The 26,981-nt window shown below is 68.3% G+C and carries 21 protein-coding genes and 1 pseudogene; 14 read left to right on the forward strand and 8 right to left on the reverse strand.

The features are described from left to right. The first annotated feature begins 514 nt into the window (after positions 1-514). The 10 genes from J2S46_RS00255 (at position 515) to J2S46_RS00300 (ending at position 12,915) form a co-directional block, all read left to right on the forward strand. Complete coding sequence (locus J2S46_RS00255) at positions 515-4,723, forward strand: ricin-type beta-trefoil lectin domain protein (protein WP_307348095.1); 4,209 nt, start codon at positions 515-517, stop codon at positions 4,721-4,723. 298 nt (positions 4,724-5,021) lie between these two features. Continuing rightward, positions 5,022-6,176, forward strand: coding sequence for a ParA family protein (locus J2S46_RS00260; protein WP_191294788.1), 1,155 nt, complete (start codon positions 5,022-5,024; stop codon positions 6,174-6,176). After that, positions 6,173-7,225, forward strand: a complete 1,053-nt coding sequence (locus tag J2S46_RS00265) for a ParB/RepB/Spo0J family partition protein (RefSeq protein WP_191294787.1) — start codon at positions 6,173-6,175, stop codon at positions 7,223-7,225. The genes J2S46_RS00260 and J2S46_RS00265 overlap by 4 nt, the downstream gene beginning before the upstream one ends. Before the next feature lie 572 nt (positions 7,226-7,797). Beyond that, positions 7,798-8,241, forward strand: a complete 444-nt coding sequence (locus J2S46_RS00270; protein ID WP_307348099.1) for a DUF732 domain-containing protein — start codon at positions 7,798-7,800, stop codon at positions 8,239-8,241. 51 nt (positions 8,242-8,292) lie between these two features. Beyond that, the gene (locus J2S46_RS00275; RefSeq protein WP_191294785.1) at positions 8,293-8,637 is read left to right on the forward strand and encodes a hypothetical protein; all 345 of its coding nucleotides are present in this window, start codon (positions 8,293-8,295) and stop codon (positions 8,635-8,637) included. A gap of 586 nt (positions 8,638-9,223) precedes the next feature. Further along, the gene (locus J2S46_RS00280; protein WP_191294784.1) at positions 9,224-9,442 is read left to right on the forward strand and encodes a hypothetical protein; all 219 of its coding nucleotides are present in this window, start codon (positions 9,224-9,226) and stop codon (positions 9,440-9,442) included. Then, positions 9,439-10,125, forward strand: a complete 687-nt coding sequence (locus J2S46_RS00285; RefSeq protein WP_229913447.1) for a restriction endonuclease — start codon at positions 9,439-9,441, stop codon at positions 10,123-10,125. The genes J2S46_RS00280 and J2S46_RS00285 overlap by 4 nt, the downstream gene beginning before the upstream one ends. Before the next feature lie 554 nt (positions 10,126-10,679). Beyond that, a complete protein-coding gene (locus tag J2S46_RS00290; protein WP_191294783.1) occupies positions 10,680-10,961 on the forward strand; it encodes a hypothetical protein in 282 nt (93 codons plus the stop codon). A gap of 174 nt (positions 10,962-11,135) precedes the next feature. Further along, positions 11,136-12,380 (forward strand): helix-turn-helix domain-containing protein, encoded by a 1,245-nt coding sequence (locus J2S46_RS00295; RefSeq protein WP_191294782.1) that lies wholly within the window; start codon positions 11,136-11,138, stop codon positions 12,378-12,380. Between the two features lie 64 nt (positions 12,381-12,444). Beyond that, positions 12,445-12,915 (forward strand): hypothetical protein, encoded by a 471-nt coding sequence (locus J2S46_RS00300; protein WP_191294781.1) that lies wholly within the window; start codon positions 12,445-12,447, stop codon positions 12,913-12,915. On the opposite strand, the gene J2S46_RS00305 is transcribed toward J2S46_RS00300, so the two are convergent. From J2S46_RS00305 to J2S46_RS00315, 3 genes are all read right to left on the reverse strand, one after another. Then, the gene (locus tag J2S46_RS00305) at positions 12,896-13,849 is read right to left on the reverse strand and encodes an IS481 family transposase (RefSeq protein ID WP_191294931.1); all 954 of its coding nucleotides are present in this window, start codon (positions 13,847-13,849) and stop codon (positions 12,896-12,898) included. The two genes, J2S46_RS00300 and J2S46_RS00305, sit on opposite strands and share 20 nt — an antisense overlap. A 238-nt stretch (positions 13,850-14,087) precedes the next feature. Then, positions 14,088-14,369 carry a hypothetical protein gene (locus tag J2S46_RS00310; protein ID WP_191294421.1) on the reverse strand — a complete coding sequence of 94 codons (282 nt, stop codon included), beginning with the start codon at positions 14,367-14,369 and terminating at the stop codon, positions 14,088-14,090. Positions 14,370-14,409: 40 nt separating this feature from the next. Then, positions 14,410-14,931 (reverse strand): hypothetical protein, encoded by a 522-nt coding sequence (locus J2S46_RS00315; protein WP_191294420.1) that lies wholly within the window; start codon positions 14,929-14,931, stop codon positions 14,410-14,412. A gap of 260 nt (positions 14,932-15,191) precedes the next feature. On the opposite strand from J2S46_RS00315, the pseudogene J2S46_RS41005 reads away from it, so the two are divergent. The 3 genes and pseudogenes from J2S46_RS41005 to J2S46_RS00330 form a co-directional block, all read left to right on the forward strand. Continuing rightward, positions 15,192-15,633: pseudogene (locus J2S46_RS41005) on the forward strand (transposase); the annotation flags it as partial. Between the two features lie 578 nt (positions 15,634-16,211). Further along, the gene (locus J2S46_RS00325; protein WP_191294419.1) at positions 16,212-17,261 is read left to right on the forward strand and encodes a hypothetical protein; all 1,050 of its coding nucleotides are present in this window, start codon (positions 16,212-16,214) and stop codon (positions 17,259-17,261) included. A gap of 119 nt (positions 17,262-17,380) precedes the next feature. Next, on the forward strand, positions 17,381-17,785 hold the full coding sequence (locus J2S46_RS00330; protein WP_191294418.1) for a hypothetical protein: 405 nt from the start codon (positions 17,381-17,383) through the stop codon (positions 17,783-17,785). 33 nt (positions 17,786-17,818) lie between these two features. Here the strand turns inward: J2S46_RS00330 and J2S46_RS00335 are convergent, their stop codons facing one another. The 5 genes from J2S46_RS00335 to J2S46_RS00355 all read right to left on the reverse strand — a co-directional run bounded on the left by J2S46_RS00335 (position 17,819) and on the right by J2S46_RS00355 (position 26,143). After that, positions 17,819-22,171: a tetratricopeptide repeat protein gene (locus J2S46_RS00335; RefSeq protein ID WP_191294417.1), complete on the reverse strand. Its 4,353-nt coding sequence runs from the start codon at positions 22,169-22,171 to the stop codon at positions 17,819-17,821. After that, positions 22,168-22,665: a hypothetical protein gene (locus J2S46_RS00340; protein ID WP_191294416.1), complete on the reverse strand. Its 498-nt coding sequence runs from the start codon at positions 22,663-22,665 to the stop codon at positions 22,168-22,170. Before J2S46_RS00340 ends, J2S46_RS00335 begins: the two co-directional genes overlap by 4 nt. A gap of 530 nt (positions 22,666-23,195) precedes the next feature. Further along, entirely contained in the window at positions 23,196-24,161 is a 966-nt protein-coding gene (locus tag J2S46_RS00345; RefSeq protein ID WP_191294415.1) for an AAA family ATPase, read from the reverse strand. 18 nt (positions 24,162-24,179) lie between these two features. Continuing rightward, a complete protein-coding gene (locus J2S46_RS00350) occupies positions 24,180-25,568 on the reverse strand; it encodes a toll/interleukin-1 receptor domain-containing protein (protein WP_191294414.1) in 1,389 nt (462 codons plus the stop codon). Between the two features lie 80 nt (positions 25,569-25,648). Beyond that, positions 25,649-26,143, reverse strand: a complete 495-nt coding sequence (locus J2S46_RS00355) for a hypothetical protein (RefSeq protein WP_191294413.1) — start codon at positions 26,141-26,143, stop codon at positions 25,649-25,651. A 99-nt stretch (positions 26,144-26,242) separates the two neighbouring features. On the opposite strand from J2S46_RS00355, the gene J2S46_RS00360 reads away from it, so the two are divergent. Then, complete coding sequence (locus tag J2S46_RS00360; protein WP_307348114.1) at positions 26,243-26,980, forward strand: barstar family protein; 738 nt, start codon at positions 26,243-26,245, stop codon at positions 26,978-26,980. The last annotated feature ends 1 nt before the right edge of the window (position 26,981 follow it).

Raw genomic sequence — 26,981 nt, forward strand, 5'->3', positions numbered from 1 at the left:
CGAACTACCACTCAAAAACCCCAATACTATGAAATGGTGACAGAAAATCTGTCACTCCGTCAGCAAAAGAGCGACCGGATTTTACGCCTGAACTACCCTTGCCAGTGGGTCAAATGGGGCAAAATGATCACTGTGATTCATTCCACACTTTGACAAAAGGGCACTTCTCCTCCCTAAGTCCTGACAATTCGTGAAGATCAGTCTTTGACGTTGCGGTGCGAACGCTGGGAGCGTGCGGCTGACCTCTGCGCGTCCGGCGCTGGAGGCCGGACCTTCTGGGGATTGCGTGCGCACTAGACCCACATCCATGACGGGCCGCCGGCGGCTCCTCGATCCCTCGGCGCCACGGCGATCGGCCCCGCTCCAAGCGGCCGTCACGGTGGCCGTGCTGGCTCTGACGGCGGGCCTGCTTGCGCTCACCCCGCTACCGGCGCGAGCCGATCAGGCGGACCTGCAGGCCGCAGTCCGCGCCGGCGACGCCAAGCACGCCGGCGAAATCCTCTCCCCTCATCCGGTGGAACAGGCGATAGCCGACGCCGTCAAGACCGGCAAAGAGGTCCCTGTCCCTTCGCTGACCGACGAGTTCAGCAGCACGGTCGCCACCCCTGAGGGCAAGCTCCGTCAGGACCGCCACCTGGACGCGCAGCGCACCAAGCGCGCGGACGGCTCCTGGACCGCTCTCGACGACACGCTCGTGTGGAGCGGTGACGGCTCGCTGGCGCCGGCTGCGGCGAGCGAGAGCCTGGTGATATCCGGCGGCGGCAGCGGCCCGCTGGCCACCATGACCACCAAGGACGGTAAGCAACTCTCCGTGGGGTCGCCGTTCTCCGGGGCGCTGCCGACCCCGACGGTCAGCGGCAACAGCGCGCTGTTCACCTCCGTCGCACCGGACACGGACCTGAAGGTGACCGCCACTGAGTTCGGCGGCTACACCACCGTCCTCATCCTCCACACCCCCGCGGCGGCCGCGAACCCGGCCGTACGAACCCTGAGCTTCCCCACCACGTCCAAGGGCCTAGAGCTTTCCGCACGCGCCGACGGAAGCCTGAAGGCCACCACCGCCAGCGAGAGCGTCTTCGCCGCACCCCCGCCCCAGATGTGGTCGGCCGGCGCACCCACCACCGCAGCTGCGACCACCGGCGGCACGACGGCTACCAAGGGCTCCGTAGTGCAGAGCGCGTTCACGGAGCAGGACGGCCCCACCGGCGCCGAGCCCTCGCCGTCAGGTGAGCCCAGCACTGCGGACGGCCCCGGCCCAAGCGCCACGACGGCCGGCATCCCAGTCACCACGAGCGGCGACGCAGCCGGCAAGGGCGCGATCCACCTCTCCCCGAGCCCCGAACTGCTGGACGGCGAGAACACCAGCTACCCGATCTACGTCGACCCGTCCTGGTCCAACGACGCCCGAGGCAAGAGCCACCACACCTGGGTCCAGTCCGGCTACCCGAACATCAGCTCGAACTTCGACAAGACCGGCTCCACCGGCCGCGACCGCCCCGGCGTCGGCTACCAGGGCTGGGAACCTGTCACCGGCATCGAGCGGTCCCTGTACGAGTTCAACCTCAATGGCTACTTCAGCACCACCGCGATCAGCTACGCCAACCTGCACGTCACCCAGTCCGTTTCCGCCGACTGGTCCTGCACCACCACCTACCCGGTGAACCTCTACCGGGCAGGCGCCTTCGACAACAACACCAACTGGAACAACCACGCCAACACGCCGCTGGAGTGGGTCGACGGCAAGAACGTGCCAGGCAACGGCAACAACGCCAACTGCATGGGCGGCATCGGCGTCGACTTCAACATCACCGCCCCCATGCGCAGCGCCCTCGCCGACACCAGCAAGCCCCTGGCCTTCCTCCTCGCCGGGAACGAGGGCACCGGCGACAAGAACGGCTTCAAGCGCTTCGACTACGACGCCGTCCTGTCGACCCTGTACGACCACCCCCCGCTGACGCCGAGCGACCCGAAGGCACTGCCGACGCCCAACCGCGTCACTGGGACGGACACCGACGCCTGCTACGACGCGCCACTGTCCGACTACGGTTGGATCACCGACACCGGAGTGCGCCTCAGCTCCGTCGTCAGCAGCTACAACCAGACCCAGCTCACCCAGTTCGTCAGCATCTGGGACAACTCCGTCCCAGGTGCCCCCGGCGTCAACAGCGGCTGGACGGGCTTCGTCCCCAGAGACACCCGGGCCACCTACACCGTCCCCCTCGGCACGCTGAAGGACGGGCACTACTACGGCTGGCAGACCCAGGGCGACGACGGCCTGCTCCGCGGCGCCGCCACCCCCGTGTGTCACTTCGCCGTCGACACCACCCCACCCGTCGCCGCCTTCGGCACCTTCACCGACCCGGTCACACAGTTCCCGCCCTCCGGAAACGGTCAGATCACGAATCTTCGCCTGGGCGCCACCGGGAAGATCCCCTTCGCCGCCTACGATCCCAACCCCTCCGGGCTTCTCGCCTCCGGCCTCGCCTGCGTTCGTTGGGGCTACGACCCGCAACTGGACCTGCAGAGATCCGATCAGGTCTGCGGCATCCCGCTGAGCGTCACCGAGCTCACCACGAAGCCCACGCACTGGGGGACCAACATCCTCTACGCGCAGGTCTTCGACGAGGCCGGCAACGCCTCCCAGACCCTTTCCTACGCCTTCTACGTCCCCTGGACGGACGGGCCGGTCGCCTTCGGCGACACCACGGGTGATTCCCGCCCCGACATCCTCGTCCCCGACACCGCCGGCAACCTCATCACCCACGGCCGCGCCACCGACCCTGGGAACGCCAGTGTCCTTCCGAGCGGCACGGCGGCCGCCATCAATCAGGCGCCCGAGCCCACCGCAGGAGGGTGGAAGGATTTCCATGTCACTCACCGCGGCTCCATGGACCCCGGATCCAGCCGTGACGACCTGTTCGTCCACCGAGACGGCGGTGACAAGCTCTACTACTTTGCGAACCCTCAGTCGGACGCCGGCCATTTCGTTCAGAGAACAGCGGTTGAGCTGAAGCGGCCGAATTGCCAGGGAGATGCGGTCGCCTGCCCGGCCTACCGGCAGAACGAGTTGTGGCAGAACACCAGCCAGATAACCCCCATCGGAGCCCCGAGCAACGTCCGCATCCCTGACCGTGATCCCAAGAACGCCACAGGATTCCTGGCAGTCCACGCCCACAGCCTCTGGTACTACCCAGTCGAATCTGGCAACAAGCTCCGCGCACCAAATCTTGTGTCAGCCGGTGGTTGGGACGACCTCGACCTGATGATCCCAGGCAACACCCTGGCCATCGACGTCAGCGGCACCGTACCCATCGCCCCGGCGCTCTGGACTCGTACCCGCGTCACTGCCGGATCCGGCCAAGAAGGGGACATCAACCAGTACGCCCTGACGACCCAGACCCGCACCGACGAGCTGGGCGACTACACGGTAGTTGTTGCGGTCTCTCCTACCTCTGCTTCGCTGATCCACACCGGCATCAAGACGGAGGACTACCCAACCGTCGGCGCCGATGGTGACCAAACCGGTGACGGCATTCCCGACCTGTGGGCCCTGGACAAGGTCGGCAACTTGCACGTCTGGCCTGCGACGGCGACCAACGGCCGTGTCACCGCGCTCGGCACCGACCACTATCGCGGCAACACCCAAGCCCCTGGCAAGCAATGGCCCCTGCACGAGAGCGGCGACGCCGTCCCCGGCACCCCCAACGCCGCCGAAACGAACGTCGCCTTCATCAACGACCAGGTCGACGGCCGCCCGACTTCGGTTGCCACGTTCAACGGCAGCACCTCAGTCATGGCCACCGCCGCCGCCCCTGTCATCGCGAACCCCAACCAGAGCTTCACCCTCAGCACCTGGGTCAAGTCAACCGGCGCCGGTGGCGTCGTCGCCAGCCAGAGCACCGCGCACGCGGCCAGCTTCCTGCTCTACAGCGAAGGCACCGGCGGATCCTGGCGCTTCGCCCTCGCCACCGCCGACAACGACGCCTGGCCCTACGTCTACACCAGCACCAGCAACAACGCCGCCCTCGTCAAGACCGGCACCTGGACCCAGCTCACCGCCAGCTTCAACGCCGTGACCGGCGAGATGAGCCTGTACGTCAACGGCATCCTCGCCGGCAGCGCCAACCGCTCCACCGCCCCCAGCCTCACCACCAACGGCTCCTTCGTCCTTGGCCGCTACCAGTACCAGAGCAGCCTGGCACCCACCGCCCAGAACCCCAGCTTCAACGGCAGCATCAGCAACTTCGCCGTCTACAACACCGCGGTCGTCCCCGAACCCACCACCACCGCCATCCGGCACGCCTCCACCGCCGACTGCCTGGACGTCCCCAACAACGACACCAGCCAGGGCATCTCCATCACCGGCTGCAACAACAGCCCCGCCCAGAACTTCGTCGTCAACCCCGCCGACGCCACCATCAGCCTGCGCACCACCATGTGCCTGGAACTCACCAGCGGCAACACCGCCAACGGCGCCGCAGTCGGCCTCGCCACCTGCGCCCCCGGCACGGATCGGCAGGAGTGGCTCGCCCGTGCCAACGGCAGCCTCTACAACCCCGCCTCCGGCCGCTGCCTGGAACTGCCCAACAACGACACCACCCCGGGCACCCGCCTGCGCATCCTCGACTGCAACGGCACACCCGCCCAGACCTGGAGCATCCCCACCCTCAACACCCCCGCGCTCCCCGTGAACCCCTGGATCCTCCCGGCCCCGAAACCGTAGTCCCGCTCACCACAGGGGCCCGCGGCGCACACCATGCGCCGCGGGCCCTCTCGCATCCACGGCTGAGTTGGTGTCAGGAGGGTTTGGAGGTCGTCCGAGGAGCGAGGGACACTATCCGGCCCTCCCGTCGAGGTGCCCGGTGGCGGTCGTGGCGGCGCTCCGAACACAGCGGATGTGGGCGCTTGACACACGCACCGGACCTACAAGGCCGGCATCGGCTGCAAGAAAACGGATATTTCAACCATATCTAGCGTGTCTGATGCTCGGTCACACACCCAAACGTCAGTATGCTGCCGTCATGGCCTCTCCATACTCCGGTGGTGACCGGGAAAAGCTGACGTCGAAGCTGCCTGCTCCCCTTCGACAAGAACTCAAGGTTCGTGCTGCCCAGCTCGGCGTCGACGTCCAGGACGCCGTCGCGGCCGGCATCACCGCCTGGCAGGCACACGACTCGGCGCTCCCCACCATCGACACGGCCGGCGCCGACTCCTTCGGCACCTACCTGCCCGAGGGCATGTACGACGTCTTCAAGGCGGACTGCGCGGACCGCGGCGTCTCCTACATCCAGGGCCTCGCCCAGGCCGTCCGCCTCTGGCTCGACCAGAACGCCGGCACCGAAGCCACACCCCGCAACGCCCAGCCCGCCCGCCGCATCGTCGTCGCCAACCAGAAGGGCGGCGTCGGCAAAACCGCCGTCGCCGGTGGGACCGCCCAAGGGTTCGCGGAACAAGGCCTACGGGTCCTGCTCATCGACTACGACCCTCAGGGCCACCTCAGCCACCAGCTCAACATCCCCGCCTTCGACGCGGGCGAGGAGAGCCTGGTGACCCACATGCTGGAGCGCGAGAAGACCCGCAAGACCATTCGCGACCTCGCCGTCGTCATCCCCGGCGACCGCTTCGGCGGCCGGCTGCACGTCCTGCCCGCCGCCTTCGACGCCTTCCTCCTCGACGGCGGCCTCGCGATGTTCCGAGGCCCACGGCACGCCGTCTTCGAGCGCGCTCTCGCCTCCGCCGAGACCGACTACGACGTCATCGTCATCGACTCCCCGCCCAGCCTCGGCCTAGCCATGGATGCGGCCCTCTACTACGCCCGCAAGCGCACCGAGGAAGACACGGGGCGCTCAGGGGTGGTGATCCCGGTGGAGGCCGAGGACAGCTCCGCCAAGGCCTACGGGATGCTCATCCGCCAGGTCGACGCCCTGAGCGCCGACTACGACCTCGACATCGAACTGCTCGGACTCGTCGTCAACAAGTACGACGCCCGCCGCGGATTCATCGCCACCTCCTCGCTGGAGAAATGGCAGGCCCTCGGCACCCCACCCGTCCTCGCCGTGAACAAGGACCTCCGGGAGCAGCGAGAGGCGGTGCGCGTGACGCAGCCTCTGCTGGAGTACGCGCCCGACAGCGAGCAGGCCCACACCATGCGCAAGATCGTCAAGGAGCTGTCATGAGTGCCCGGACGAAGGCGGCTCTCCTCGGCGGATCCTCCACGTTCGACGCCGTCTCGCCGCAGGCGCCGATCAGCGCCCGCGGCCGCGCGCTCGCCGCTCTCGACGGCAAGCCGGTGGAGACCCCCGTCGGCCCCGTCACCGTGTCCAGCAGCCGGGTGCGGATCGAGCAGCTCGCCCACAACCCGTACAACCCACGCGAGACACTCACCGAGATCAAGGAGATGGCCGACAGCATCGAGGTGCACGGCATCATCCAGCCCCTCACGGTGGTCACCCGCGATGCCTTCCTGCGGGCTCACCCAGGACAGGACGCTGCCCTGGCGGCGGCAGATTTCGTGGTCCTGGACGGGAACCGACGCCTTGCCGGCGCCCACCTCGCCGGTCTCGACGAACTGCCCATCCACGTCGACGACGCCCAGGCGGAAACCGCCGACGACATGCTGGAGAGCGCGCTTGTCGCAGCCGTTCAGCATGTCGACATCGAGCCTCTCGACCAGGCGAAGGCACTGGAGCGGCTGGTCGTCGTTCACGGCTCACAACGACAGGTCGCCAAGCGGCTGGGTAAGTCGCACGTCTGGGTGTCCCAGCGTCTCGCCCTCCTCAACCTGACCCCTGAGCTGCAGCAGGCGGTCGAGGAGAAGGCACTCCCCGTCGAGGTGGCCAGGACGGTCGGCCGCCTGCCCCAGGTCGAGCAAGAGCAGGCAGTTGAGCAGGCCCTTGAGCGGAGGACCCAGGCACCGAAGCGCCAGCGCAACAGGAGCCCCGAGCAACCGACCCCTCCGGCCGGGGGTGGAAACGCCGTTTCCACCCCCACTCCGCACGCTGCTCAGGCCGATCTCCCCGAGCAGCGGGAGCAGCCCGCGGCGGAGCCACGCACTGCGCCCGTACAACGAGCCGCGGACCTGTCCCGGCTCAACTGGCAGGAGGCTGAAATCGACGAACTTGCAGACGCGATCTGTGAGGCACTCAGCGTGGAGAAGACCTACAAACTGGCCGACGCCCTGGCTGACCGAGTTCTCGGTATGAGGGCAGGTTCGGACGAAGGCTGAGGCCTGTGGCCACTTCTATGCACAGGGGCTTCGGCCGAGCCCGCGCCTCTCTGCATCGGATTCGGCCGGTGGGTGGAAACGCCGTTTCCACCCACCGGCCGGACGTCGCGAGGTTGGCGAAGGCGCCGTGACGGCGGCTATCTGTGCTCGCTCCCTGCCATGTCTCCCTCGGGACGTTGGCCGCTTCACCTTCCCCATGAGTGACGGGCGATAACGGCTCCGCAACTCCCCCACCAGCCCGTCACTCCTGCTGGGAACCTGTGCTGCGCCACACCAGCCCGCAACAGAGGACTCCGCCCATGAGCAGCCCCGACCCGCAGCATCCAGACGGCCCGGACCGGCTGCCCCCCATGCCCCTCGACCTCACCAAGCCGACCTCCGCGCCCGCCGACGGCGCGGCCGCGAAGGCGGCACCCCCGGGATGGCCGCCGGCGGATCAGCCGGCATTCCCGCGCGTCGGACGAGGGTGCACCTGCGCACCGACGACTCCCCAAGCGGTACAGCCGGCCGGCGCTACGCAGAGCGCGCCGAAGGCGTCGCGCCTCAGCCCCGTCGCAGCGGCGATCCTCGGCGTGGTCGCCACCGTCATCGTCCTTGCGATCAGCGGATCGTTCAGCGACGACAGCGTCACCACCCCGAGCTCCGCGCCCTCGCCCGTCAGGAGCAGCAAGGCACCGGCCCTCGCCGCCACCCCGCCGAAGACCCCTACCCCCAGCACCACCGCCAGCAGCAGCACCATCGACGCGAAGGTCGCCAAGGCCGCCGCCGAAGGCCTCTACGCGTCCAACGTCGGCCGGCAAGCACCCAGCCTCCAGGGCGTCCCACCGGCGGACCTCGCCGACGAGGGTTACAGCATCTGCAAGCTGCTGCGCTCCGGCCAGTCCGTGAAGGATGTCGTCGCCCGGGTACGTCTCGGCTTCGAACCGGCTGAAGCAGGTGCGATGGTCGGCGCCGCCCCGGTGCTGTGCCCCGAGCAGACCGACAAGGTCGCGGCCAGCGTCGTCACGCTCGGCTGACCGCGCCCTCAGGTTCTGTCCGACGGATCATGACGTCGTAGGCTGCAGCGCATGCACAGCACGCTGACTGAGCACGCCCGGTGTCTTTACGGAGATGAGTACCGTCCGACACCGGCGTGCGGTCGAGGGCACGACGAGCACTACTTCATCGAAGAGCTGACCTTCGCCGATGCGGATGCGATTCTCTCGATGCTGCGGGAGCTCTGCCCGAACGTGGTCGACGGCTGGCTGCCTGTGCGGATTCGCAACCTCGCCTATCGGCTTGTGCTTCTGCAGAAGCCGGACCAGCCAGCTCTTCTGCGGGAGGCCGCGCAGAATCTGTGGCTACACGGTCCGGACTGGGACGACATCGCGACGGAACTCACGCGGCAAGCCGAAAAGCTGGAAGCCCGCTGACGGACCGGGCCGTCAGGCCTTGAGCCACAAGCGGATTGAGGCCGGGATCCGTCACGCCGTTTCGCTTGAGCAAACTGCCGAAGGAAGCCATCGAGAAGGTCCCCAGCCTCGGGGCTGAGACGATCGGCCTCGTGGGCGGGTAGCCGTTCAGCTTGGCGATCCGGCAAGGCACGCTCTCTCGAAGCCCAGTTCGCCGAGCGGAGCTTCGCAGCCGGCGGACCGGAGCTTAGTGGGCGCGCGCCGGCTGGCTGTACCACCGGCGGCAACACGCCATCTCTCGGTGGTGTTGCCGCGTGCGGGGGAAGGTGGCTTCGCAGGTAGCGCCGTCGGCCGGCCCGTGCGGCTCGGCCGGACGGGGTATGCCCGTGTCCCGGGGATGGGTGGGTGAGCGATTTCGTGGGCGAGGTCAGTGCCCGGATGTTCGATTCACTGGCGTATGTGGGGTGCCGGGAATGCGGGGTGGCTGGTTCATATCCGCTGGTGGCCGGGGGTGTCGGGGAGGGGGCCGGTTGTGTCGGAGGCCGCTGATACACCAGGTTCCGGGACGGTCCGCGCACGGTGGACCGCCGGTGGGGAGGGGATTTCCATGGCTGGTGTACCCGAGGGCTTTCACCGAGTCCGGTCGCACATCCGGCGCAATCCGCGCCCGAGCCCGAAGAAGACCAGCGGCTGGGTGATCGTCGGCGCGGTGGCGGCCGTCTGGCTGTGGGGGCAGGTCTTCGGCTTCTCCGACGCGAGCACCGCGGCGCCGACGGCGCCGGCCCCCTCGGTGTCGGCCCCCGCCGCAGCACCCGCTGCGCCGTGACGACCAGGCGCCGCAGCCGGTTCCGCAGACCCCGTGGCGCCGTCGAGCACGTCGCCGCCGGCATCGTCGCGCTCGCGGGCGCGGTGCTGGTGCTGCGCATGGTCCTGGCCGTGGGGCGGGTTCTGCTCGGAGGCTGGCCGCTCCTTGTGGTGGCGGCGGGGTGCGCGCTGGCCGTCGCTGTGGTGCTCCGCCTACGCCGGGCTGCGGCGCAGCGCCTGCGCGGCGAGCGGCTGGCGAGGCTTCGGCTGACCCTGGCCGAGGTCGACGCCCTGTCGGACCGGCAGTTCGAGTTCGCGCTGCGCGACCTGCTGATCCGCGACGGCTGGTCGGCCCGCCAGGTCGGCCAGCAGGGCGACCAGGCCGCCGACGTCATCGGCCGCCACCCGCGGCGCGGACGGATTGTCCTGCAGGCCAAGCACACCAAGGTCGGCGGCAAGGTCGGCTCCCAGGTGATGTACCAGGTGAAGGGGACAGCCGGCCCTGCCCACCGCGCCGACATCGCCGTCGTCGTCACCAACGGCACCTTCACCCGCGATGCCAAGGCCTGGGGCGACAAGCACCAGATCCACTGGGTCGACCGCGACCGGCTGCGCGCCTGGGCCGAACAGGGTGTCGCCCTGAACGATCTTCTGGGCCTGCGGGACGGGGCGCGGAGGCGGGCCTTCGGACGGCCGGCGCCGTGAGCGGGAATCCTGCCGGCACCGGGAGTCGTGCGGCGGAGCAGGAGGGCCCGCGAGCAGCGACGGGTTGGGCGGCTCACCGTGCGGACGACCAGCACGATGGGCGGCCGGATCCCGAAGGGACCGGCGGCTTCGGCCTGGCCGCCGGCGGAGGCGGGGAGGTCGAAGCCGGTGGGGTGGTGTCGTCCCGGTGCGAATTCCGGCACCTGGGCACTCAGCAGCGGGTCGGCCCCCGCGCCGTGGTGCGTTCCGCCGGGCACCGGAGGGGTGCGTGTGGCGGGGGGTGGCGTTTGGTGGCGCTTCGCCAGAGCGAGGCACGGGGCCTTCGCCGCTACTGGACTGGATCTTGGGGCGCTGACGTGCGGGTTTCTGTCGCGGAATCAGCACTTCCGGTTTTCTGGCTTTCATATGGAGACCGGGAAAGATGCCGCTGCGTAACAGAAAAGGCACAGGGAGTCCGCGTGGGCGGCTAAGGTCCCGGTTGAGAGGCCCTGCTACGGCAGCTACCAACTGAGCGCAGGGCCCCTCATCACCGGATACTCGACCAAGGAGAACGCATGTCCCTGAATCGCAGTGCGGCCCGACGGCCAAACGTGCTGCTCAACCGCCGTCCCGACCGTAACACGGCATACATGCCGCAGTGGGGGAGCGCGGAAACCTCCAACGGCGTTGACTACGCGGTAAATCTGACGCTGGGTGCCTTCGTCGCCGTGCCCGTGGCCGGTGTCATCCTGATCTGGGGCCTGGAGCCGACGGCCGCAGCGGCAGGTCTGGTGCTGGCGTTGACGGGCATCGCCGACCGCTCCTACCTGGCGATCCGCCGGGCCCGCGCGAGCTGACACCGGCGCCCGCGGGGCGCCGCGCCGTCTTGGCCGGCGCCCCGCGGGCCCGCCCGCCGGTGATCGAAGTCCCCGGCGCAGCATTCCGACCGCTGACACAGCGGTGACAACCCCACACCACCCGTCAGTGTCCGTGCCTCGTGCAGAGGTACGAGACAGGCAAGGACGACCCCCGTGACCACTGAACCGGCCCCCAACGAGTCCCTGTGCCGCAGCTGCGGAACGCCGTTCCCGCGCGGCACCATCGGGCGCCCGGCCGTCTTCTGCTCCCCCGACTGCCGCATCTCCGCGAGCCGCGCGGCCGGCGCCCCCGTCAGCCCCCACCCCCGCGAGGTGCGCCGGGCCGTCACCGACGGCCAACAGGTCGCCGCGGTGGGCCAGGACATGATCGCGCGCCTGCACGCGCTCATCGACCTCGCCTGCCTGCCCGAGCCGTCCTCTAACACCGTGGCCCTGCAGGCCTACCGCGACCTTGGCAGCGTCTACGAGGCCCTCGGCGCCGCGGTCGTGGAACAGTCCCGCGAGCGCGCGGCGAGCTGGGCCCAGGTCGGTACCGCGCTGTTCGTCAGCGAGGACACCGCCCGCAAGCGCTGGCCCGCCCAGAACGTCGACAAGATCTTCGCTGCCTGGCGCATCAGTGTGCCCCGCCGTCCCGCCGCACCCCCTATCTCGGCCAGGGCCCTGCGGCGCGCACCCCGGCCTCGGGCTGCCGAGCCCCGCCGGGCCCCGGCCCAGCCGGGCGATGCGCAGCGCGGCGGGTCCGCTGGCCCCGGCCAGGACAGTGCAGGCGCTCACCCTCAGGAGCAGGCCCAGGTCCCGCCCCCGACGAATCCCGGCGAAGCCGCCCGGCTGCTGACGACCGCGCTCTCACAACTGCAGCGCGCCGGCGGCAAGACCCTGCGTGTCCTAGCCCGCGACGCCGGCATCTCGCCGTCCTACGTCACCCGCCTCCTCGCCGGGGAGCGTATCCCCTCCTGGCAGGTCGTCCGCAGCCTGGCTGCCGCCTGCGACGCGGACGCCTCCTCCCTTCGCGGTCTGTGGGAGGCCGCCCGCGGCACCCCGCTCCAGCCCCGCGCCGACGCCCGCGCGCAAGACGCGGCAGCGACCCTGCACGACATCGTCTCCGACCTCCACCTCGCCGCTGCCCGGCCGGCGCCGTCGGTGATCTGCAAGATGGCCAAGGGGCGCCTGCGCACCCGCGACGTCACAGCCCTGCTGGAGAGCGGCCGGGTGCCCGACTGGAGCGTCGTCGACCAGGTCGTCACCGTCCTGCACGGACAGTCCGCAGAACTGCAGCCGCTGTGGAACCAGGCCCAGTGCCAGGCCGCGGCCACCCTCCAACCGGCTCCTACCGAGCACGCCACCGCCGCCCGCCCAGGCAGCACCGTCTGCTCGCCGCCCGCAGGCTCCTTCGGCTGACCACCAGGCACCCCACCCGGCGACTCGCCCGCACCCGCCCAAACACCAGGAAGGGAGAACCATCATGAACGCCGCCCGGTACGCCGACCCCGCCGCCTCCCGAGCCCCCGCGACGATCAGCCTTCCCATGGAATTCCTCGCATTCTGCGAACTCCACCGACCCCGCTACCTCTCCTACGTCCTCCTGCACACCGGCGACGAGCACCAAGCCGACCACGTCGTCCAGAAGGCGCTCGGCGATCTCGTCATCCACTGGGGACAAGCCCTGGCCAGCTCCAACGTCGCCGGCTACGCCTGGCCCCTCCTCAAGCACCACCTCGCCTGTCACACCGCCACCACCCCCGTCCGGCCGCTGCTGCGGACCGTCCCCGCGGACGTCAGCGACGAGATGCTGCTGCGGGAGGGACTCCAACTGGACGAGGAGCAGATCGCCGAGACCACCGGGCGGCTGCGCGTCCTGCCCGCCCGTCGCCCTCAGCAACGCTCGGCTTCGGCTATCGCCGCTTCCAGGGCGGCTAGATGTCCTGACCCGTGAGGTTGGGGACGCGGCTGGCGGGTGGTTTGCCTGCGAGTGCGGTGTGTCCGCGGTGGTGATTGTAGGTGTGGAGCCAGGCGGGGTAGGCGTCGCGTCGTTCCTGTTCGGTGCGGTAGGGCTGTGCGTAGGCCCATTCGTCGAGCAGGGTGCGGTTGAAGCGTTCGACCTTGCCGTTGGTCTGGGGCCGGTAGGGCCGGGTTCGCTTGTGGGCGATCCCGGCCGAGACCAGGAGTTCGCGCCAGAGGTGGGACTTGTAGCAGGAACCGTTGTCGGTCATCACGCGCTGGACGGTGATCCCGGCCTGGGCGAAGAAGTCCTGGGCGCGGGTCCAGAAGGCGGTGGCGGTCTCCTTGCGCTCATCGGGCAGGATCTCGCTGTAGGCCAGGCGGGAATGGTCGTCGACGGCGTTGTGCAGGTAGCTGTAGCCAGCGCCGGAGCTGTTCTTCTTCCCGGCGGGGCGGCCCAGCACCCGGTGGCCGCCGCCGTCGGGGATGTTGCCGAGCTTCTTGATGTCGACGTGGACCAACTCACCTGGAGTGCAACGCTCGTAGCGGCGCACAGGCCGGCCGGTGGCGCGATCGAGGTGGGCCAGGTGGGCGAGCCGGTAGCGGGTCAGGACGCGGTGCACGGTGGCCGGGTTGAGGTGCAGGAGGTAGGCGATGCGGGCCGGTCCCCAGCGTCGCAGGACGCGGATCTTGATGATCCGCCGCTCGGTGCGGGTCGGGGTCCGGTGCGGGCTGTGGTGCGGGCGGCTGGAGCGGTCGCTCATGCCGGCCTCGCCGTGGGCGCGGTAGCGGTCGGCCCAGCGTTTGGCCGTGGTCGGCGAGACCTGGAAGCGCTCGGCGGCCCGCCGAAGCGGCCATCCGTCCTCGACCACGCAGCGGGCCAGGCGCAGGCGTCCGGTCTCGGTCAGCGGTGCGTTACGGTGTGGCATGAGGGCCTTTCTGGCGCTGGTGCAGATGTCGCAATCCACACCGAGCCAGAAGGCCCTCACTCATTTCAAGATCACCACGCCGTGAGTCGTGTCACCAACCTCCGTGGTCAGTACAGCTAGACGGTAAATGACCATGGGCGACGGCGACAGGCCGGTCAGATAGGCCGGCTGCGGATCGAGGCCCTCCCGCCTTCGCGACGGCGGTCCAGCGCTGCCTTGCTCACACCGGGGCGGTCGGTCAGCGTCGGTGTTCCGGACGGGGGTCGACCTGGTCGACGGCGTCGTGGAGGCGGGCGAGGACGGCGGCGGTGGCTTCGCGGGTGACGGGGTCGCTCTCGTGGTCGAGTTTCTCGGCGAGGAGTTCGGCGGCGGCCGCGATGACGGCGGCGGGCAGGGTGACCTCGCGCAGGGCCAGCATCTGGGCGGCGGCGCGCTGGCCGGGGCTGGAGTCGTCGGGGCGCTGGGGGATGAGGGCGGTCAGGCCGCGCTGGCCGGGCCGGGAGGCGCTGCTGCTGGTCACCGGGTGATTCTCCCGCGATGCGCGTGGCGGCCCGACCAGGTCATTCGCCATCAGCGCACCCGGCGGCCGGGCCGGCCTGGTCGAGGGCGAATTCCATGACCGTGAGCAGGGCGGGCAGGTCCCGCTCCCAGGCGATGGTGGTCATGGCGAGTGCGGTGCGGGCGCAGCCGGTCAGGAGCAGCACGGTGGCCAGCTCCGGGTCGCTCAGGGGCTCATGGTGGTTGGTGAGTGGTGCGAGGAGGCAGCCTGCGGGGCTGAAGTACAGGTCAAGGCGCCTGCCCAGCCGGTCCGTCTCGTCCTGGCCGGCGGGCTGGTCCGTGAGGGCGTACTGCCCCAGGATCTCGCCGACGGCGTGCGCCATGTCGGTGAGGACCGCGCCCGTCTCCGTCCAGGGCTGCCGCCCGCCCAGGGTCCGCAGCCACTCCTCGGCCAGCTCCCCGCAGGCAGCCGCCCGGCGCATCGCCAGCTGCAGCTCCTGGTCCTGAGAGCGGTCCGCGAGGGCGGTCGCGGTGCGGGCCGGCGGGAGGGTGCCGCGGTCGGTGCGAGGAGCCTCGTTCGTCATGCCTTCTCAACCCGCCCGCCCCCGTGACGGTCACGGCCGGGCGGCGGCGAGTACGGCGTCGCAGCGCTGGCCGGGCCCGGGCGGGCAATGTCGCCCGGGCCCGGCCGGCGGTTATGAAACGGTGCGCAGGTGCTGGCCGTGGCTGGTCTTCTCCAGGGCGTGCTGGAGTTGGTCGCGGGTCATGGTGGAGCGGTGGGGGAGATCGGCCTCGGTGGCCCGCTGTACAGCTCGGCCTTGGTCAGCCCGGACAGGTCCTCCCGTCCCTGCGGCTCACCTCGGGCAAGGACCACCCCGCAATGGTGCCGGCCCTGAGGGCGATCTACACCGCGCCCACCGAGCAGGCCGCCGAACTGGCCCTGGCCGAGTTCGCGGACTCCGAGCTCGGGGCCCGCTACCCGGCCGTGGTCCGCACCTGGCGGGCGGCCTGGAGCGAATTCACGCCCTACCTGGCGTTCCCACCCGCCATAAGGAAGGTCGTCTACTCCACGAACATGCTGGAGTCGATCAACTCCCGGCTTCGGAAGGCGACCCGCAACCGCGGCCATTTCCCGTCGGAGCAGGCTGCCCTGAAGGTGCTTTACCTCGCCCGTCAGGGAACAGATCAACCCCAGAGCACGCGACGCGAACCACGTCGCCGCACACTGGAAAGAAGCGCTGAACCAGTTCTCACTGTTCTTCGAGGACCGGCTCAGCATCCGATGACACCAACCGACTTACACAAAGTCACTGGCTCTGTCGCACATTCGGTAACGGAGTGTCATGTAGGTGGCGGCGGAACCAGCTGCCGGGAGCCTGCAGGTCAGCAGGCTTGCGGGGCGGTGTCTGCGGGGCGTTCCACGGCAGCAGACGCGGGGCCGCCCGACCTGGGTGGCCGTGCGCCATCGGGCGATCCGTCACACCAAACCCTCCGACCTGAGGCTGTCACCCACCGTGAAATCGGCCACGCTCTGCTACCACCGGATGTGCGACAGAGTCAAGTCACTGACAGGCCCCGAGAGCGCACCGTAAGACCACCGGGGTCGCTGAGTCGGCTGGCCATCGTGCTCCGACGGAGAGGCCGGACAGGCCCCATCATGGCTGGCTCGGCTGTCTCCCTCACGTCGGCGGCGGACAGAGTCAAGCTAGGTGTGCGCCCTGGCTTAGGTGGGCTGTTTCTGGCACGCGTGGATGTGGGGAAACGACCGGCGGTTAGTGACCGCCCGACGGTACAGTCGGCCATGCCTTTGACTGATGGTGGACGCCCCCTGATAGCTGTTGTCGGCAGCGCGGCGGATGATCGCGTGTACGAGCCGCCGCTGAAGGACCTTGCCCACGTGCGTGAGGCGTGCCAGCAACTGGGTCGGGAACTGGCGCGGGCCGGCTATGACCTCGCAGTGTTTTCGAGCAAGCCGAAGTATGTCGAGCAGCACGTGGTCACCGGCTACGCCGAGGCCTTCGCCTCCGGGACGGGTGGCCGGGTCATCGGCTTCGCTCCGCGAAACAGGCGCTTGGAGTTCGTGCTGCCGCCTGAGTCCACCCTTCCCGTTGAGGTCGTCCGTGACACGAGCGGCGAGTGGGAGGTCAGCTACTACCGCACGCTGATGAACTCGGATGGCGTCCTCTTGGTCGGTGGAGGGCAGTCGACCCGCGTCGCCGGCATCGTTGCGATGGCGCAGCGGGTGCCGGTGTTGCCAGTGGCGGCCTTCGGGGGAGGTGCTGGTGAGGTGTGGGTGAATTTGGACAAGGTTCGCAACGATGCCGTGGATGAGGACATTGCGGTGTTGGGAGAGGACTGGTCGGGTTCGTCAGCCGAGCGCCTGGTGGCGTGCTTGAGTAGGCAGGTGAGGCGTCGGCAGGAGCGGGCGGTGGAGGAGGAGCGGTCGGCTCGGTCGGGGCGGTGGAGTTCTGGTGTGGGTATGGCCGTGTCAGGGGTTTTCTTGCTGGCTTCGCTTGGTTTGTTGGTGACGGCTGGTGGTCCGAGGCCTGCGGGGATGCGGTCTCTTGCGGTGTTGGTGGGGGCGCCGTTGTGTGCGGCGGGTGCGGGTGCGGTGATCCGTAACTCGTTTGAGTCTGATGCGGCGTGGGTGCGGGCACTGGTTCGGGGTCTTGGGGCTGGGTTGGTGTCGGTGTTGTTGTACTTCGCGTCGCAGTTGCTGGCTGTTCCGGGGCTGTTTGACGCGATTGATGTGCGGCGGTTGTTGTTCTTTGCAGTGCCGCTGGGGTTCAGCGCGGGGTTCACGTTTGACCTGGTCTATGAGCGTTTGCGGGCGGGGGCGGTGCCTGAGCCCCTGCCGGCGTCGGCTGGCGCTGGTCTCGGGGCTTCTCCTGGTGGAGGTAGTGCTGCCCGATGACGGCGGGGCGGGGTGAGAGAGGGCTTGCGGTGTTGTTCGCCTCCTCGTGGCCTTGCTAGTTGTGGGGGTGGGTAGCGTGACTTTGACAGCCTTTGATGCCGGTCTCGTGAAAGGTGGTGATGACGGTGAATCCGGAGCGTCTGGTTTCGCCTGAGTTGCTCTTGGTGTTGGCGGCCGGCCAGGGCTGGGACAGTGTGCTGTGGAGGGAACTGATGGAACTGGTGCGCTCGCGCGGGGCGTCTGATGGGGTGTTGGCTGTGGCGAGTGTGGAGGCTTTCGAGGGGTTCGAGAGTTCTCCGACCCCGAGATCAGCGGAGTTGCTCAGCGAGGTTTTGCAGAGCAGGGCCATGTCGGATCCTGGTTTTCAGGAGGGTCTGTCCGGGTGGGCCGATGCTTTCGGGGATCTGCCGTCGCGGCCGGTCAACATGATCAGTGGTGGGACGTTCCACGGGAGCGTGGTGCAAGGTAGTGCTGTTGTCGGCATCGTTCATGTGTTCACATCAGATCCTGCTGACGGCGGCTGAGTTCGGAGTGCTGCCTTCGTCAGCGTCGGCGGGCTACCTGGAGCGGTGGACGGCGGCGTTGCGGTAGGCCCGGATCCGCCTGGTGTTCTGCTCGTCGCCGAGCTCAACGAACAGGCGTTCGGCCCTTATGAGGGTCGCGAGTGCCTGGCCGGTTCGTCCGCCTCGTAGCTGGGTGATGGCGAGGTTGGTAAGGGTCTGAGCGCGTTTGTGGCTGTCTGCGGTCTCGGTGAGCATCTGTACGGCCTGCTGAAGAACTTGGATGGCGCGTTGGTTGTTGCCGAGTGAGCTGAACGTGTTTCCAAGGTTGTTGAGCGATTGGGCTGCCGCCTGGTGGTCGCCGAGGGTGGTGTAGAGGTTGGCGCTTTCCTCAAGCGATGGCACGGCATCCGCGACGCGGCCGCTTTCTAGGAGCGCGATGCCGAGGGTGTTGAGGGTTTGAGCTTGCCCGCGGGCATCCTGTGTGCGCCGGAACAGGGAGAGGGCACTCTCCAGTGCGCTGAGAGCTTCCTCGTATTGCTGGGAGCGGGTGTTGAGGTTGCCGATGTTGAACAGGACTTCTGCTTGGCCAGCGACGTTGCCGGAGCGCTGATGTAGTTCCTGGGCGCGCTGCAGGTAGCGGACAGCGTCGCTCGTCCCTCCGATCTCGAAGCGGGCGAGGCCGAGATTGTTGAGAGTATTGGCCATTTGCTGGGGGTCATCGAGCCGCGTGTGGACTTCCATCGCCTGGTCAAGGTAGCGGGTGGCATCCTCGAAGCGTTCGGCTTCCATGAATGCTGACGCAAGGCTGGTGAGGACTCCACCGCGTGTCTGGATGTCACTTGGATCGGGCAGGGCATCGAGCGCAGTCTCCAAGGCGACGATGGCTTCGGAGTGCCGGCCCGCGTACCGGTAGGCATTGCCGAGGCTGTAAAGGGCGAGTGCGAGACCCTGCTGGTCATTGAGACGCTGGTACACGTTGGCGGCCTGGTGCAGAGTCTCGATGGCTTCGCTGGATCGGTCGGATTCCAAGTAAGCGCTGCCGAGCCCGGTGAGAACGAGGGCGAGTTCCCCGCGCCGGGACTCGTCGGCGCCGGCGATGCCTGCGGCGTCACGGTAGGTGGCGATGGCTTCGTCGTAGCGGTGAAGCTGCAGGAGAGTATGGGCGCGGTTGCCGAGGATCTGGCCAAGGGCTCGTGAGGTCGGCGCATCGTTGTAGTAGGCAGCGGCCTGGTCGAAGGCAGCCAGAGCATCGTCAAAGCGCCTGGCGTTCAGCAGGCTGGCACCGATGTTGTTGACCACTTGGGCGTGGTGCCGGCTGGTGTTCTCATGAGAGGAGGCCGCACGGCGGAACAGCTCGAGAGCTTCCTCGGTGCGCCCAGTCCCGTACAGCGCGATGGCGAGGTTGTTCAGGGCACCGGAGAGGGCGGCGCGATCGCCTGTGGACTCCGCGGCCCTCACGGCCAGCCCCGCGAGCTGTTCGAGCTCATCGAAGCGCCGGGTGGTGGTGAGGTACTCGGCGAGGCCTGTGGCGATGTCGATGACCGCCTGATGCAGGTGCTGCTGATGTGCTTCCTGAGCCAGGGCCAGCAGGTTCGCCCGTTCCGTCTCGAGCCACGAGATGTTCTCGGCCTGGTCGCTGTCATGGACGGGTTTCTGCGTCCTTAGCAGTGCGTCCGCCTGCTTGAGGAGGTGAACGTAGTGCTCCAGCAGCCGGAGCAATGAGCTGCGCTGCTCGGAGTCGTCCTTGCTGGCCTGCTGGGCGTACTGCCTCACCAAGGGGTGTATCGACCACCGTTCGCCGCTGCGGCCAGCCGACGCATTCATCAGCCCGGCCGAGGCCAGGGCCCGGAGGTGGGCCAGTGCGTGTTGGTGGGTGTACTTGGGGCTCAGCAGGAACAGCGCCGCGTCGGTGCCTAGGTCAGGTCCGGGGTTGGCGGCGATTTCTTGCAGAGTCCTCGCCTGTGCGGTTGTCAGACGTTCGTAGGACACGTCGAAGGCCGCCCGAAGACTTCTGCTGCTGTCCAGCGCGGTTAGTCCCAGATGACGTAGTTCTTGGGCCAGGGCGCTGAGCGATATGGCGCGATCTCGCATGAGGGTGTCCGCGATGATGGTCAGTGCCAGTGGCAGGTACCCGCAAAGGGCCGCGATTTCCCTGGCGGCCTCTGGTTCATCGCTGACCCTGTTGTCGTGGGGCCACAGTCTGGTCAGGTGGTCCTCAAGGAGAGCGACAGCCTGCTCGGGCTGCAGGACACCGAGCTCAATCTGTCGCCCCTGGAAGATCCTGGGGGAGCGCTGGCGGGTGGTGTAGAGCAGCGCACTGGCCGGGTCCGGGGGCCTCAGGACAGTCATGCTGTCAGGGTCGATGACGTCGTCGACGATGACAAGAACTGGACCTGATTGCCTGGTCCGTTCGGCGAGCAGCGAGCGGTAGATCTCGGCTCGGTCAATGGCGAACTCGTCGGGGACACTGTCGCTCGCAACGCCGAGGGCGACGAGACAGCGGGTGAGCGTGTCATCGGTTTCCCTGCGGCCTGCCCGGGCATAGATGATTCCTCCGGGGAAGTAGCCCAGGCGTCTGAGCCAGGTGGCCGCCTCAAGGGCCAGGGTGCTCTTGCCGATGCCGGGCATGCCGACAATGCCCACCACTGACGATTGCTGCTGCCTGTCTGCCGGGGGCCCGGTGAGAGCCTCCAGCACCAAGTCCAGTTCCGGTGCATGGCCGGTGAAGACACTGGGCTGTGGTGGCAGAGCGGACATCGGGTAGGGCCCTGGCCAGATCCCGTCGGTTTGGGTGCTTTCGGCGCTCCGCGGAGTCATCCGGCCATGCGGGCCCCGCAGCATGATTTGCTCAGACTTCGGGAGGATGACTGCACCGAGCAGGTGCTGCAGGTGTGGGTCCGTTTCGATCTGCGGGAAGGCCCGGCGGAGCTCGTTGGCGGAGAACGCGGGCGGCACCGTCACAGTGGTCGCCGCCTGGAGGAGCTCCCTCGCGGTGGCCTCTCTGAGAGCTGGGCCCGCCGGGTTTCGTGTCCCAGCAATCAACACCGGGCCGCGCTGGGTGTCGGCGAGAAGGCGGCGCAGGGCCCCGGCCGTCAGTTCGCCGTCGAAGGCGTCCAGATAGGTGTCGAGGTCATCGAGCCAGATGACCAACGGAGTGCCCAGGGGGCGGTTCTCAAGGGCGGCGGCAAGACTGCCCTGCCCTGCAGAGCCTGGGGGGGACCACAGCCACCAGGCGGGCAGGCTGCGTCGCAACGCTTCCCACAGGGCGCGAGTGCGGCCGCTTCCGGGTTCGCCTTCGGCGATGACCAGCCTGTTTGTGGCTTGCGCGGGATCCAGTACGGCAGTGAGCTTCGCGTCCACGGCCCGGCGAACGTAGGTCGGCAGCCGGGCAGGTGCTGACGTGCTGACCGGGACGGGCTTGACCCCGTGCGCCATGGCATCGCGGTCGGTCAGTTGTGCAATGGCTGTTCCCAGCAGGACATCAGGCGCTCGTTCGGTACTGGACTCCTGTCCCGTGCTCGCGTCTCCGAGTCTGTACACCGTTCCGTGTGATGTGCGCAGGTAGACCGGGACGTGGCTGACCGGGACGGTGAGGATGCTTCCCTTGCGCAGGCTGATGAATTCATTGTCGTCGTTCCAGGAGTTGGTGTCGGCGACCTGCACTTGCAGAGGCTGGGTGTCGGGGATGCGGATGCCGGTGGCGGGCCAGGTGGGGTCGCCGAGAGTGATGTGAGCGCCGTCGTGCCGGACCGGCAGGACGTAGGTGGGCGGTCCCTGTGCCCAGGGTCGTGTCTGCGGACCGCTCGCGGAAGCGCCAGAGGGTAGATCAGCGTCCTCGAGCAGGGTGATTAGCGAGGTGAGCGTGAAACTGGCACGTACGGCTCCGGGCAGGCGCTTCCATGCGCCGCTGAGCCAGCGGAAGAGGCCAGGGCGTCGCTCGGGATGCTCCTGCGCGGCGAGCAGGGCCGGCGCCAGAAGGTCATCGATGGTGGTGTCCGGGACGGGGCGGCCTGCGTCGGCGCGTACGGCGACCCAGGTGGCCTTCTCTTCCAGGTCGAGGATCGGGGCGATCTTGCGGTGTGCGGTGGAGATGATCTCGCCGCACCGCAGGAGGGGGTCAGTTGGGGCGGCCATCTCCAGCTCCTGGACGAGCTTTTCGCGCAGCGGGGCCAGGAGCGTGGGGCGGAAGGCCATGTATTCGCCGCCGGCCCGCATGACCCATGGGCCGAACCAGAGGTCTGATTCGACGCCGACGTCGAGTGCGGGCCGCACCGCGAGGCGCATGGTGCGCAGTAGTGAGGGTTCGATGCGGGTGGCCGTGCTGAGGGTGATGGCGAGTTCGAGGACGGGACGGGGCATGTCCTGGAGTGTGAGCGCTTCGGCCCGGGTGTCGTAGTGAGTGGTCATGGCAGGGCCCGGTGGGTGGCGATGGTGGTGGGGGCTGCGCGGTCCCAGGTGAGGACGGGCATGAGGTGGGTGAGCCAAGAGGGCCAGCGTGAGGGCGGAAGGGGGACGAGGGCGGTGGGCTGGCAATTCCCGCGCCGCAGGATCTGGCAGATATGGCGCCATTGGTCACTCAGGGCGGCGGGTGTGTGGCCGCCGGGGAGGTAGCTGGCGAAGTTGCTCAGGATGAGGACCTGGGTGCCGGGGGCCGGCGGCTGGTAGCGGCGCCAGGTCCAGCCCGGACCGGGGCCGATGCGGTGCAGGGGTGCGTCGGCGAAGTAGAGCACGCTGGTGGCGTGGCTGCCCGTGATGGCCCGCACCTTGGAAATGAGCATCTCCTGGTCTTCGCTGAAGAGCTGCATGCCGGTGTCGAGGTCAACCAGGATCTGCGCGCCGAAGCGGAGGGTGCGGACGGGTTGGCGGGGAAGGGTGTGTAGGGGCTGGCCCGTTGTGATCATCTCCAGGAGCCGGTCGGTGTCGACGCGGCCTTCGGGCACTACCCGTGAGAGGGCTGTCTGCAGGGTTGCAAGTTCCGAGCGCGGGGGCAGCAGGGAGGGCTTAGGGGCCGGGGCGGTCGTCTCCGTGGGCGGGTGTGCGGGCAGTGGTGTGCCGGAGAGCGTCATGGGGACGGCTTGTGTCTCGGCCAGGGGCAGCAGGAGCTGCAGTGGTTCTTGATCGAGTGAGGAGTGGTGACCCCCGGAGGGGGATGCCGGTGTTTCGCCGCGCGGCGCGGGTGTGGGCGGGGCGGCTGGAGGAGCGACCGGAGTGATGTGGGGTGCTGCCGTGGGAGTGCGCGGCTGAGGTGCTGATCGTGGCAGGTGGTGGGTCTGTAGGCCGAGTAATGAGGCGATTTGGGCAGTTCGGTTGGTGTCGGCGGGGTCGACGTCGAGGGTGTCCAGTGCCAGGGCAAGGTCGGCGATCCAGGTTTCGCCGCTCGAGCGCGGGAAGCGGCCGCGCTGGGCGCCTGCGGAGTCGGTGTTCACTGCGGTCAGTCCTGTAGCTGCTGCCGCTTGATCAGGGTCAGGCCCTTGAGTGTCTCCCAGCGTGGGTCGCCGGGCGTGATGGCCAGGGCACGGCAGGCCCAGAGGGCGTCCAGGTACTCAGCGGTGCTCGGCAGGCGGATGCCTTGGTTCTTGAGGCGGGCACGCAGGTCCTGCAGTTCCTTGGCTACGGCGGCTGCCAGGTCGAGGTCGGCCTGCTCTGCGGTCTGGAGTCGGGCATTGAGGTGGCATTCGGCGACGGCGACCAGGTCGTCGACGGTTTCGGGGTGCTTGAGTTCGGCGATGACGCACCGGCGCAGGAATGCCTGGGGGAGCATCCGCTCGTCATTGGTGGTGATCACGATCAGATGGCCGCCCGCATCGGTGATGTCTGCGATGGATTCCACGCTCACGTGGGTGCCGGTGTCGGTGACGAAGAACTCGTTCGAGGCGAGGGGCACCAGGAGGCCGTTGGGCACGTCTGGGTCTGCCTTGTCGATCTCGTCGATCAGTACAACGGCACCGTGCTTGAGGCGGCCTTCATTGAGCGGCGGCACCGAGGCAAGGGCGGCGTGGCTGCGGGAGGTGGCGTCGGCGGCGGAATACGGGGCGAACGCCCACCACAGAGGGCCAGGCACGACGTAGGCGCTCGTGTCGACGGCCGGGGTGCGCCGGCCCCGGCCAGTCCGTAGCGCCTGAGCGTCTGCGAGACGTCGCACGCTGTCGAAGGTCCACAGCAGATCCTTGGCACGGGTGTGGGACGTGACGACATGCTCGTAGTAGCGCCAATTGCGCTTGCGGGCCACCCAGGGAGCCAGTGAGGACTTGCCGGAGCCCGGTTCGCCTCGCAGCAGGAGCGGCCGGCCGGTCGCCAGCGCGACCTCGACGGCCAGCTCGATCTCCGGGGACGGGACGTACACGAGTCCGTCACGCCGGTCGGGTGTGCCGAACGGCTCAGGTCCGGTGTTGGGCATGACTGGCTCTCCTCTTCATCAGTAGCACCCGACGGGGACGCCACCTGGCGTCATGACACCATCGAGCCTGAACTTGAGCTGGTAGGCGGCCAGCTCTTCTGCCTCTGTCAGCTCTGGCCGCACCGTCACGACACTTGGGGAGCCAGCTTCCCGCAGGGACTTCTCGGTGCAGGCGCTGTCAGCGGTCAGGGTGATCACCGTCAGCCAGGGATAGTCCCGGTGCAGGGCGTTCGCCACCGAGGCGATCTCGTTGCTGGTCCTGCCCTTGGCCCGCAGCACCAGGAAATTGCGGACGCCGGGATCGGACCGGACCACGGCCGGGCTGAGGGCGAAGCCCGGCGGCATGCGGAACACCTGCGGCAGCACCATCCGGCACAGCTCCTCAAGCGCTTCCGTAGCCGTGCGCTCGTCCATCGGGAACTCATCCGGCACCGCCTGCAAGCTGTACGCACCGGGTTTCCTCCGCACGGAGCGCTGCACGTACTGGTCGGCTGTCCATTCCTGCGACGCATCCAGCACAACAACCTGGCTTGAAGGCATCACCATTCGGCCCGCAGCGGGCTGGCCCGCTACAGGGTCCTGCTCGGCTCCCTGGGCGGGAATGAGGCCCGCCGCACCACCGGTCAAAAGGCGGGCGGCCTCGAGGTCGACCCAAGCCGGCAGTATCTCGCTCGCGAGGTGCCGGAGGTTGTCGCTGCTCAGCCCAGGCCGCAGTTCCCCGATCATGTCGGGCAGTTTTGGGTGAAGCTCCCCGCTCAGAAGCCGCTGGGCGAGGAACGTCTCGGAACCGATCTTTGACTGGATATGAAACAGATCGTCTCCCGACAGGCCCGCAGCTTCAGCCGCCGCGATGTAGCTGGCCTCGTTGACGGACCGTGCTGTCAGAAGGAAGTTGGCGATTCGCCTAGCCCAGCTGTCGGAGCCGGCTTCCATCGTCATGACCGGGGCGATCTCTGCGAGGATGCGCTTGGCCACGACCTCCGGCGCAGAGCCGATGTCCTCGGCCTGGCTTCCTGCCACCTGCGCCGCCTGCAGCGACAGGACCGTCCCGAAACCATTCCGCCGTGCGACGGATGTCGTGATGTTACCCACTAGGCCAGGGAAGACGGCTCGCAGTCCGCCGGCTTTGTGCCGGCCCACCAGGACCTCGGATTCCCTGCGGACCCACTCCGACGGTCCGCTGCTGTCCATACCGACGGTGTTCGGGCCGAGCAGGACGACCGCGGCATCGCAGCGGTACATCTCCTTGTACAGCTGCCTGTTCCAGTCGTCACCGACCCTGAGGCGCTCCGAATCGACAAACACGTCGTAGCCGAGTTCTCTCAACGCCGGGAGAAGGATGTCCAAGACGTGCTGGACCTCCGGATCTCTGCCAGCGCCATGGCTGATGAAAATCCGTGGCTTCATCCCGCAGCGCAGCTCGATCCGGCACTGGGCAACATGCCACTGTCCGCAAGGGTCACGGCACTGATTGTGGTGCAGAGTGGTCAGCCTTCGCAGTCAATCTGCCAAAGAAACCTGCCCGTTCGCCTCATCCACGTTCGGCGGAAGGTACACACCCCGGGTGGCTGCAGCAGACTCATTCCCAGTGGTCGGCCTTGGCACCCTGCGCGGTCTCCCTGCGGATCCCCTCCAGTGCCGCCAGGTCGTGCGCGAGCTTCCAGCCGTCCTGCGGCAGAGCAGAGCAGCCAGGCCACCCGCTCCGCAGTACGTTCCGGCCGGGCCAGGAGTTGCTCCTTCAGCGCGCTGATCGGCCTCGGCTCTCGGTCCGTGGTCGCTTGCGCCGGGTCGGCCAGCCGCAGGGCGGCGGCGGCCCGGCGCTCCCGGTTGGCCAGCCCGATCGTCACGGCGATCGCTACCAGCGCCAGGAAGGAAGCGAGCACGGTGCCGATGGCGAACCAGGTGCCGTCCAGGTCGGCGGACACTCGGCCACACCCCGGGACCCGCTGATCCTGATGTCCGTTCTCATTGAAGATGGTCATCGGTGGCCTGCTGACCTGGGCGGACTATGTTCGTTGAGAACGATCTGCCCTCCGCTAATCACTCGGGCTCTGAGCAAGTGCCGTGCAAGGATCTCGCCCATGATGACGAAGCCCACCCTGACGGAACGCCGCTCCCCATGGGTCGTGTTCATCTCCTCGGCCGATCCATGGCTGGCGTCGGAAACGGCCTCGCTTGTGCAGCGAAACGGTCTGGTCCTGCGGCTGGACGGTCGGGAAATGCGGGATCCGGCGTCCGTCTTTCGCACCTTCGCCCGGGAGCTGTCGTTCCTCGGCTACTTCGGCCACAACTGGGATGCGCTCGTGGACTGCCTCCACGACTGGCACGGTCCCGGTCACGGGAACCAGGACCTCGCGATTCTGATCGAGCACGCGGACGACCTGCTGAAGTCGGACTTCCTCGGGCTGTTCGTATCGGTTCTCGCCCAGGCGGCCTGGAACTCCAACCTGCGCCTGGACGGCGACGGCGAGCTCGATGAGTGGCGGCAGCGTATAGCCCAGCACTTCGTCTTCCTCCTGGACCACACTGCACCCGTTGCCTTCACGGAGGCGGCGGCCCGCGGCATGGACGTGGCGGTGGAGCTCTCGGACGGCCGCCTGCTCGCTACTCTGACCGACGTCGACTGGCCCGGTGGGGATCCCGCGTCCGCTCCCTGGACGGCCGGGCCGCTCTCCTTCGCGGACGAGGAGATCCTCAGCGGCAGGAACATCGAGGGCATCAAGCTGTTCCGAGATCACCTCGGCTGCTCGATCCACGAGGCCCTGGACATCCTCCAGTCCCGCTCTGAGTACCTGCGCTGCGAACATTCGGACGGCTGAA

It is taken from the genome of Kitasatospora herbaricolor (genome assembly GCF_030813695.1).
GTDB classification, from domain to species: Bacteria; Actinomycetota; Actinomycetes; order Streptomycetales; family Streptomycetaceae; genus Kitasatospora; species Kitasatospora herbaricolor.

Bases quoted from the DNA above. Each gene is read 5' to 3' on its own strand.
- J2S46_RS00260 (WP_191294788.1), top strand. From the start codon at position 5,022: ATGGCCTCTCCATACTCCGGTGGTGACCGGGAAAAGCTGACGTCGAAG.
- J2S46_RS00265 (WP_191294787.1), top strand. From the start codon at position 6,173: ATGAGTGCCCGGACGAAGGCGGCTCTCCTCGGCGGATCCTCCACGTTC.
- J2S46_RS00275 (WP_191294785.1), top strand. From the start codon at position 8,293: ATGCACAGCACGCTGACTGAGCACGCCCGGTGTCTTTACGGAGATGAG.
- J2S46_RS00280 (WP_191294784.1), top strand. From the start codon at position 9,224: ATGGCTGGTGTACCCGAGGGCTTTCACCGAGTCCGGTCGCACATCCGG.
- J2S46_RS00290 (WP_191294783.1), top strand. From the start codon at position 10,680: ATGTCCCTGAATCGCAGTGCGGCCCGACGGCCAAACGTGCTGCTCAAC.
- J2S46_RS00300 (WP_191294781.1), top strand. From the start codon at position 12,445: ATGAACGCCGCCCGGTACGCCGACCCCGCCGCCTCCCGAGCCCCCGCG.
- J2S46_RS00305 (WP_191294931.1), bottom strand. From the start codon at position 13,849: ATGCCACACCGTAACGCACCGCTGACCGAGACCGGACGCCTGCGCCTG.
- J2S46_RS00315 (WP_191294420.1), bottom strand. From the start codon at position 14,931: ATGACGAACGAGGCTCCTCGCACCGACCGCGGCACCCTCCCGCCGGCC.
- J2S46_RS00330 (WP_191294418.1), top strand. From the start codon at position 17,381: ATGACGGTGAATCCGGAGCGTCTGGTTTCGCCTGAGTTGCTCTTGGTG.
- J2S46_RS00335 (WP_191294417.1), bottom strand. From the start codon at position 22,171: ATGACCACTCACTACGACACCCGGGCCGAAGCGCTCACACTCCAGGAC.
- J2S46_RS00340 (WP_191294416.1), bottom strand. From the start codon at position 22,665: ATGATCACAACGGGCCAGCCCCTACACACCCTTCCCCGCCAACCCGTC.
- J2S46_RS00345 (WP_191294415.1), bottom strand. From the start codon at position 24,161: ATGCCCAACACCGGACCTGAGCCGTTCGGCACACCCGACCGGCGTGAC.
- J2S46_RS00350 (WP_191294414.1), bottom strand. From the start codon at position 25,568: ATGAAGCCACGGATTTTCATCAGCCATGGCGCTGGCAGAGATCCGGAG.
- J2S46_RS00355 (WP_191294413.1), bottom strand. From the start codon at position 26,143: ATGACCATCTTCAATGAGAACGGACATCAGGATCAGCGGGTCCCGGGG.
- J2S46_RS00360 (WP_307348114.1), top strand. From the start codon at position 26,243: ATGATGACGAAGCCCACCCTGACGGAACGCCGCTCCCCATGGGTCGTG.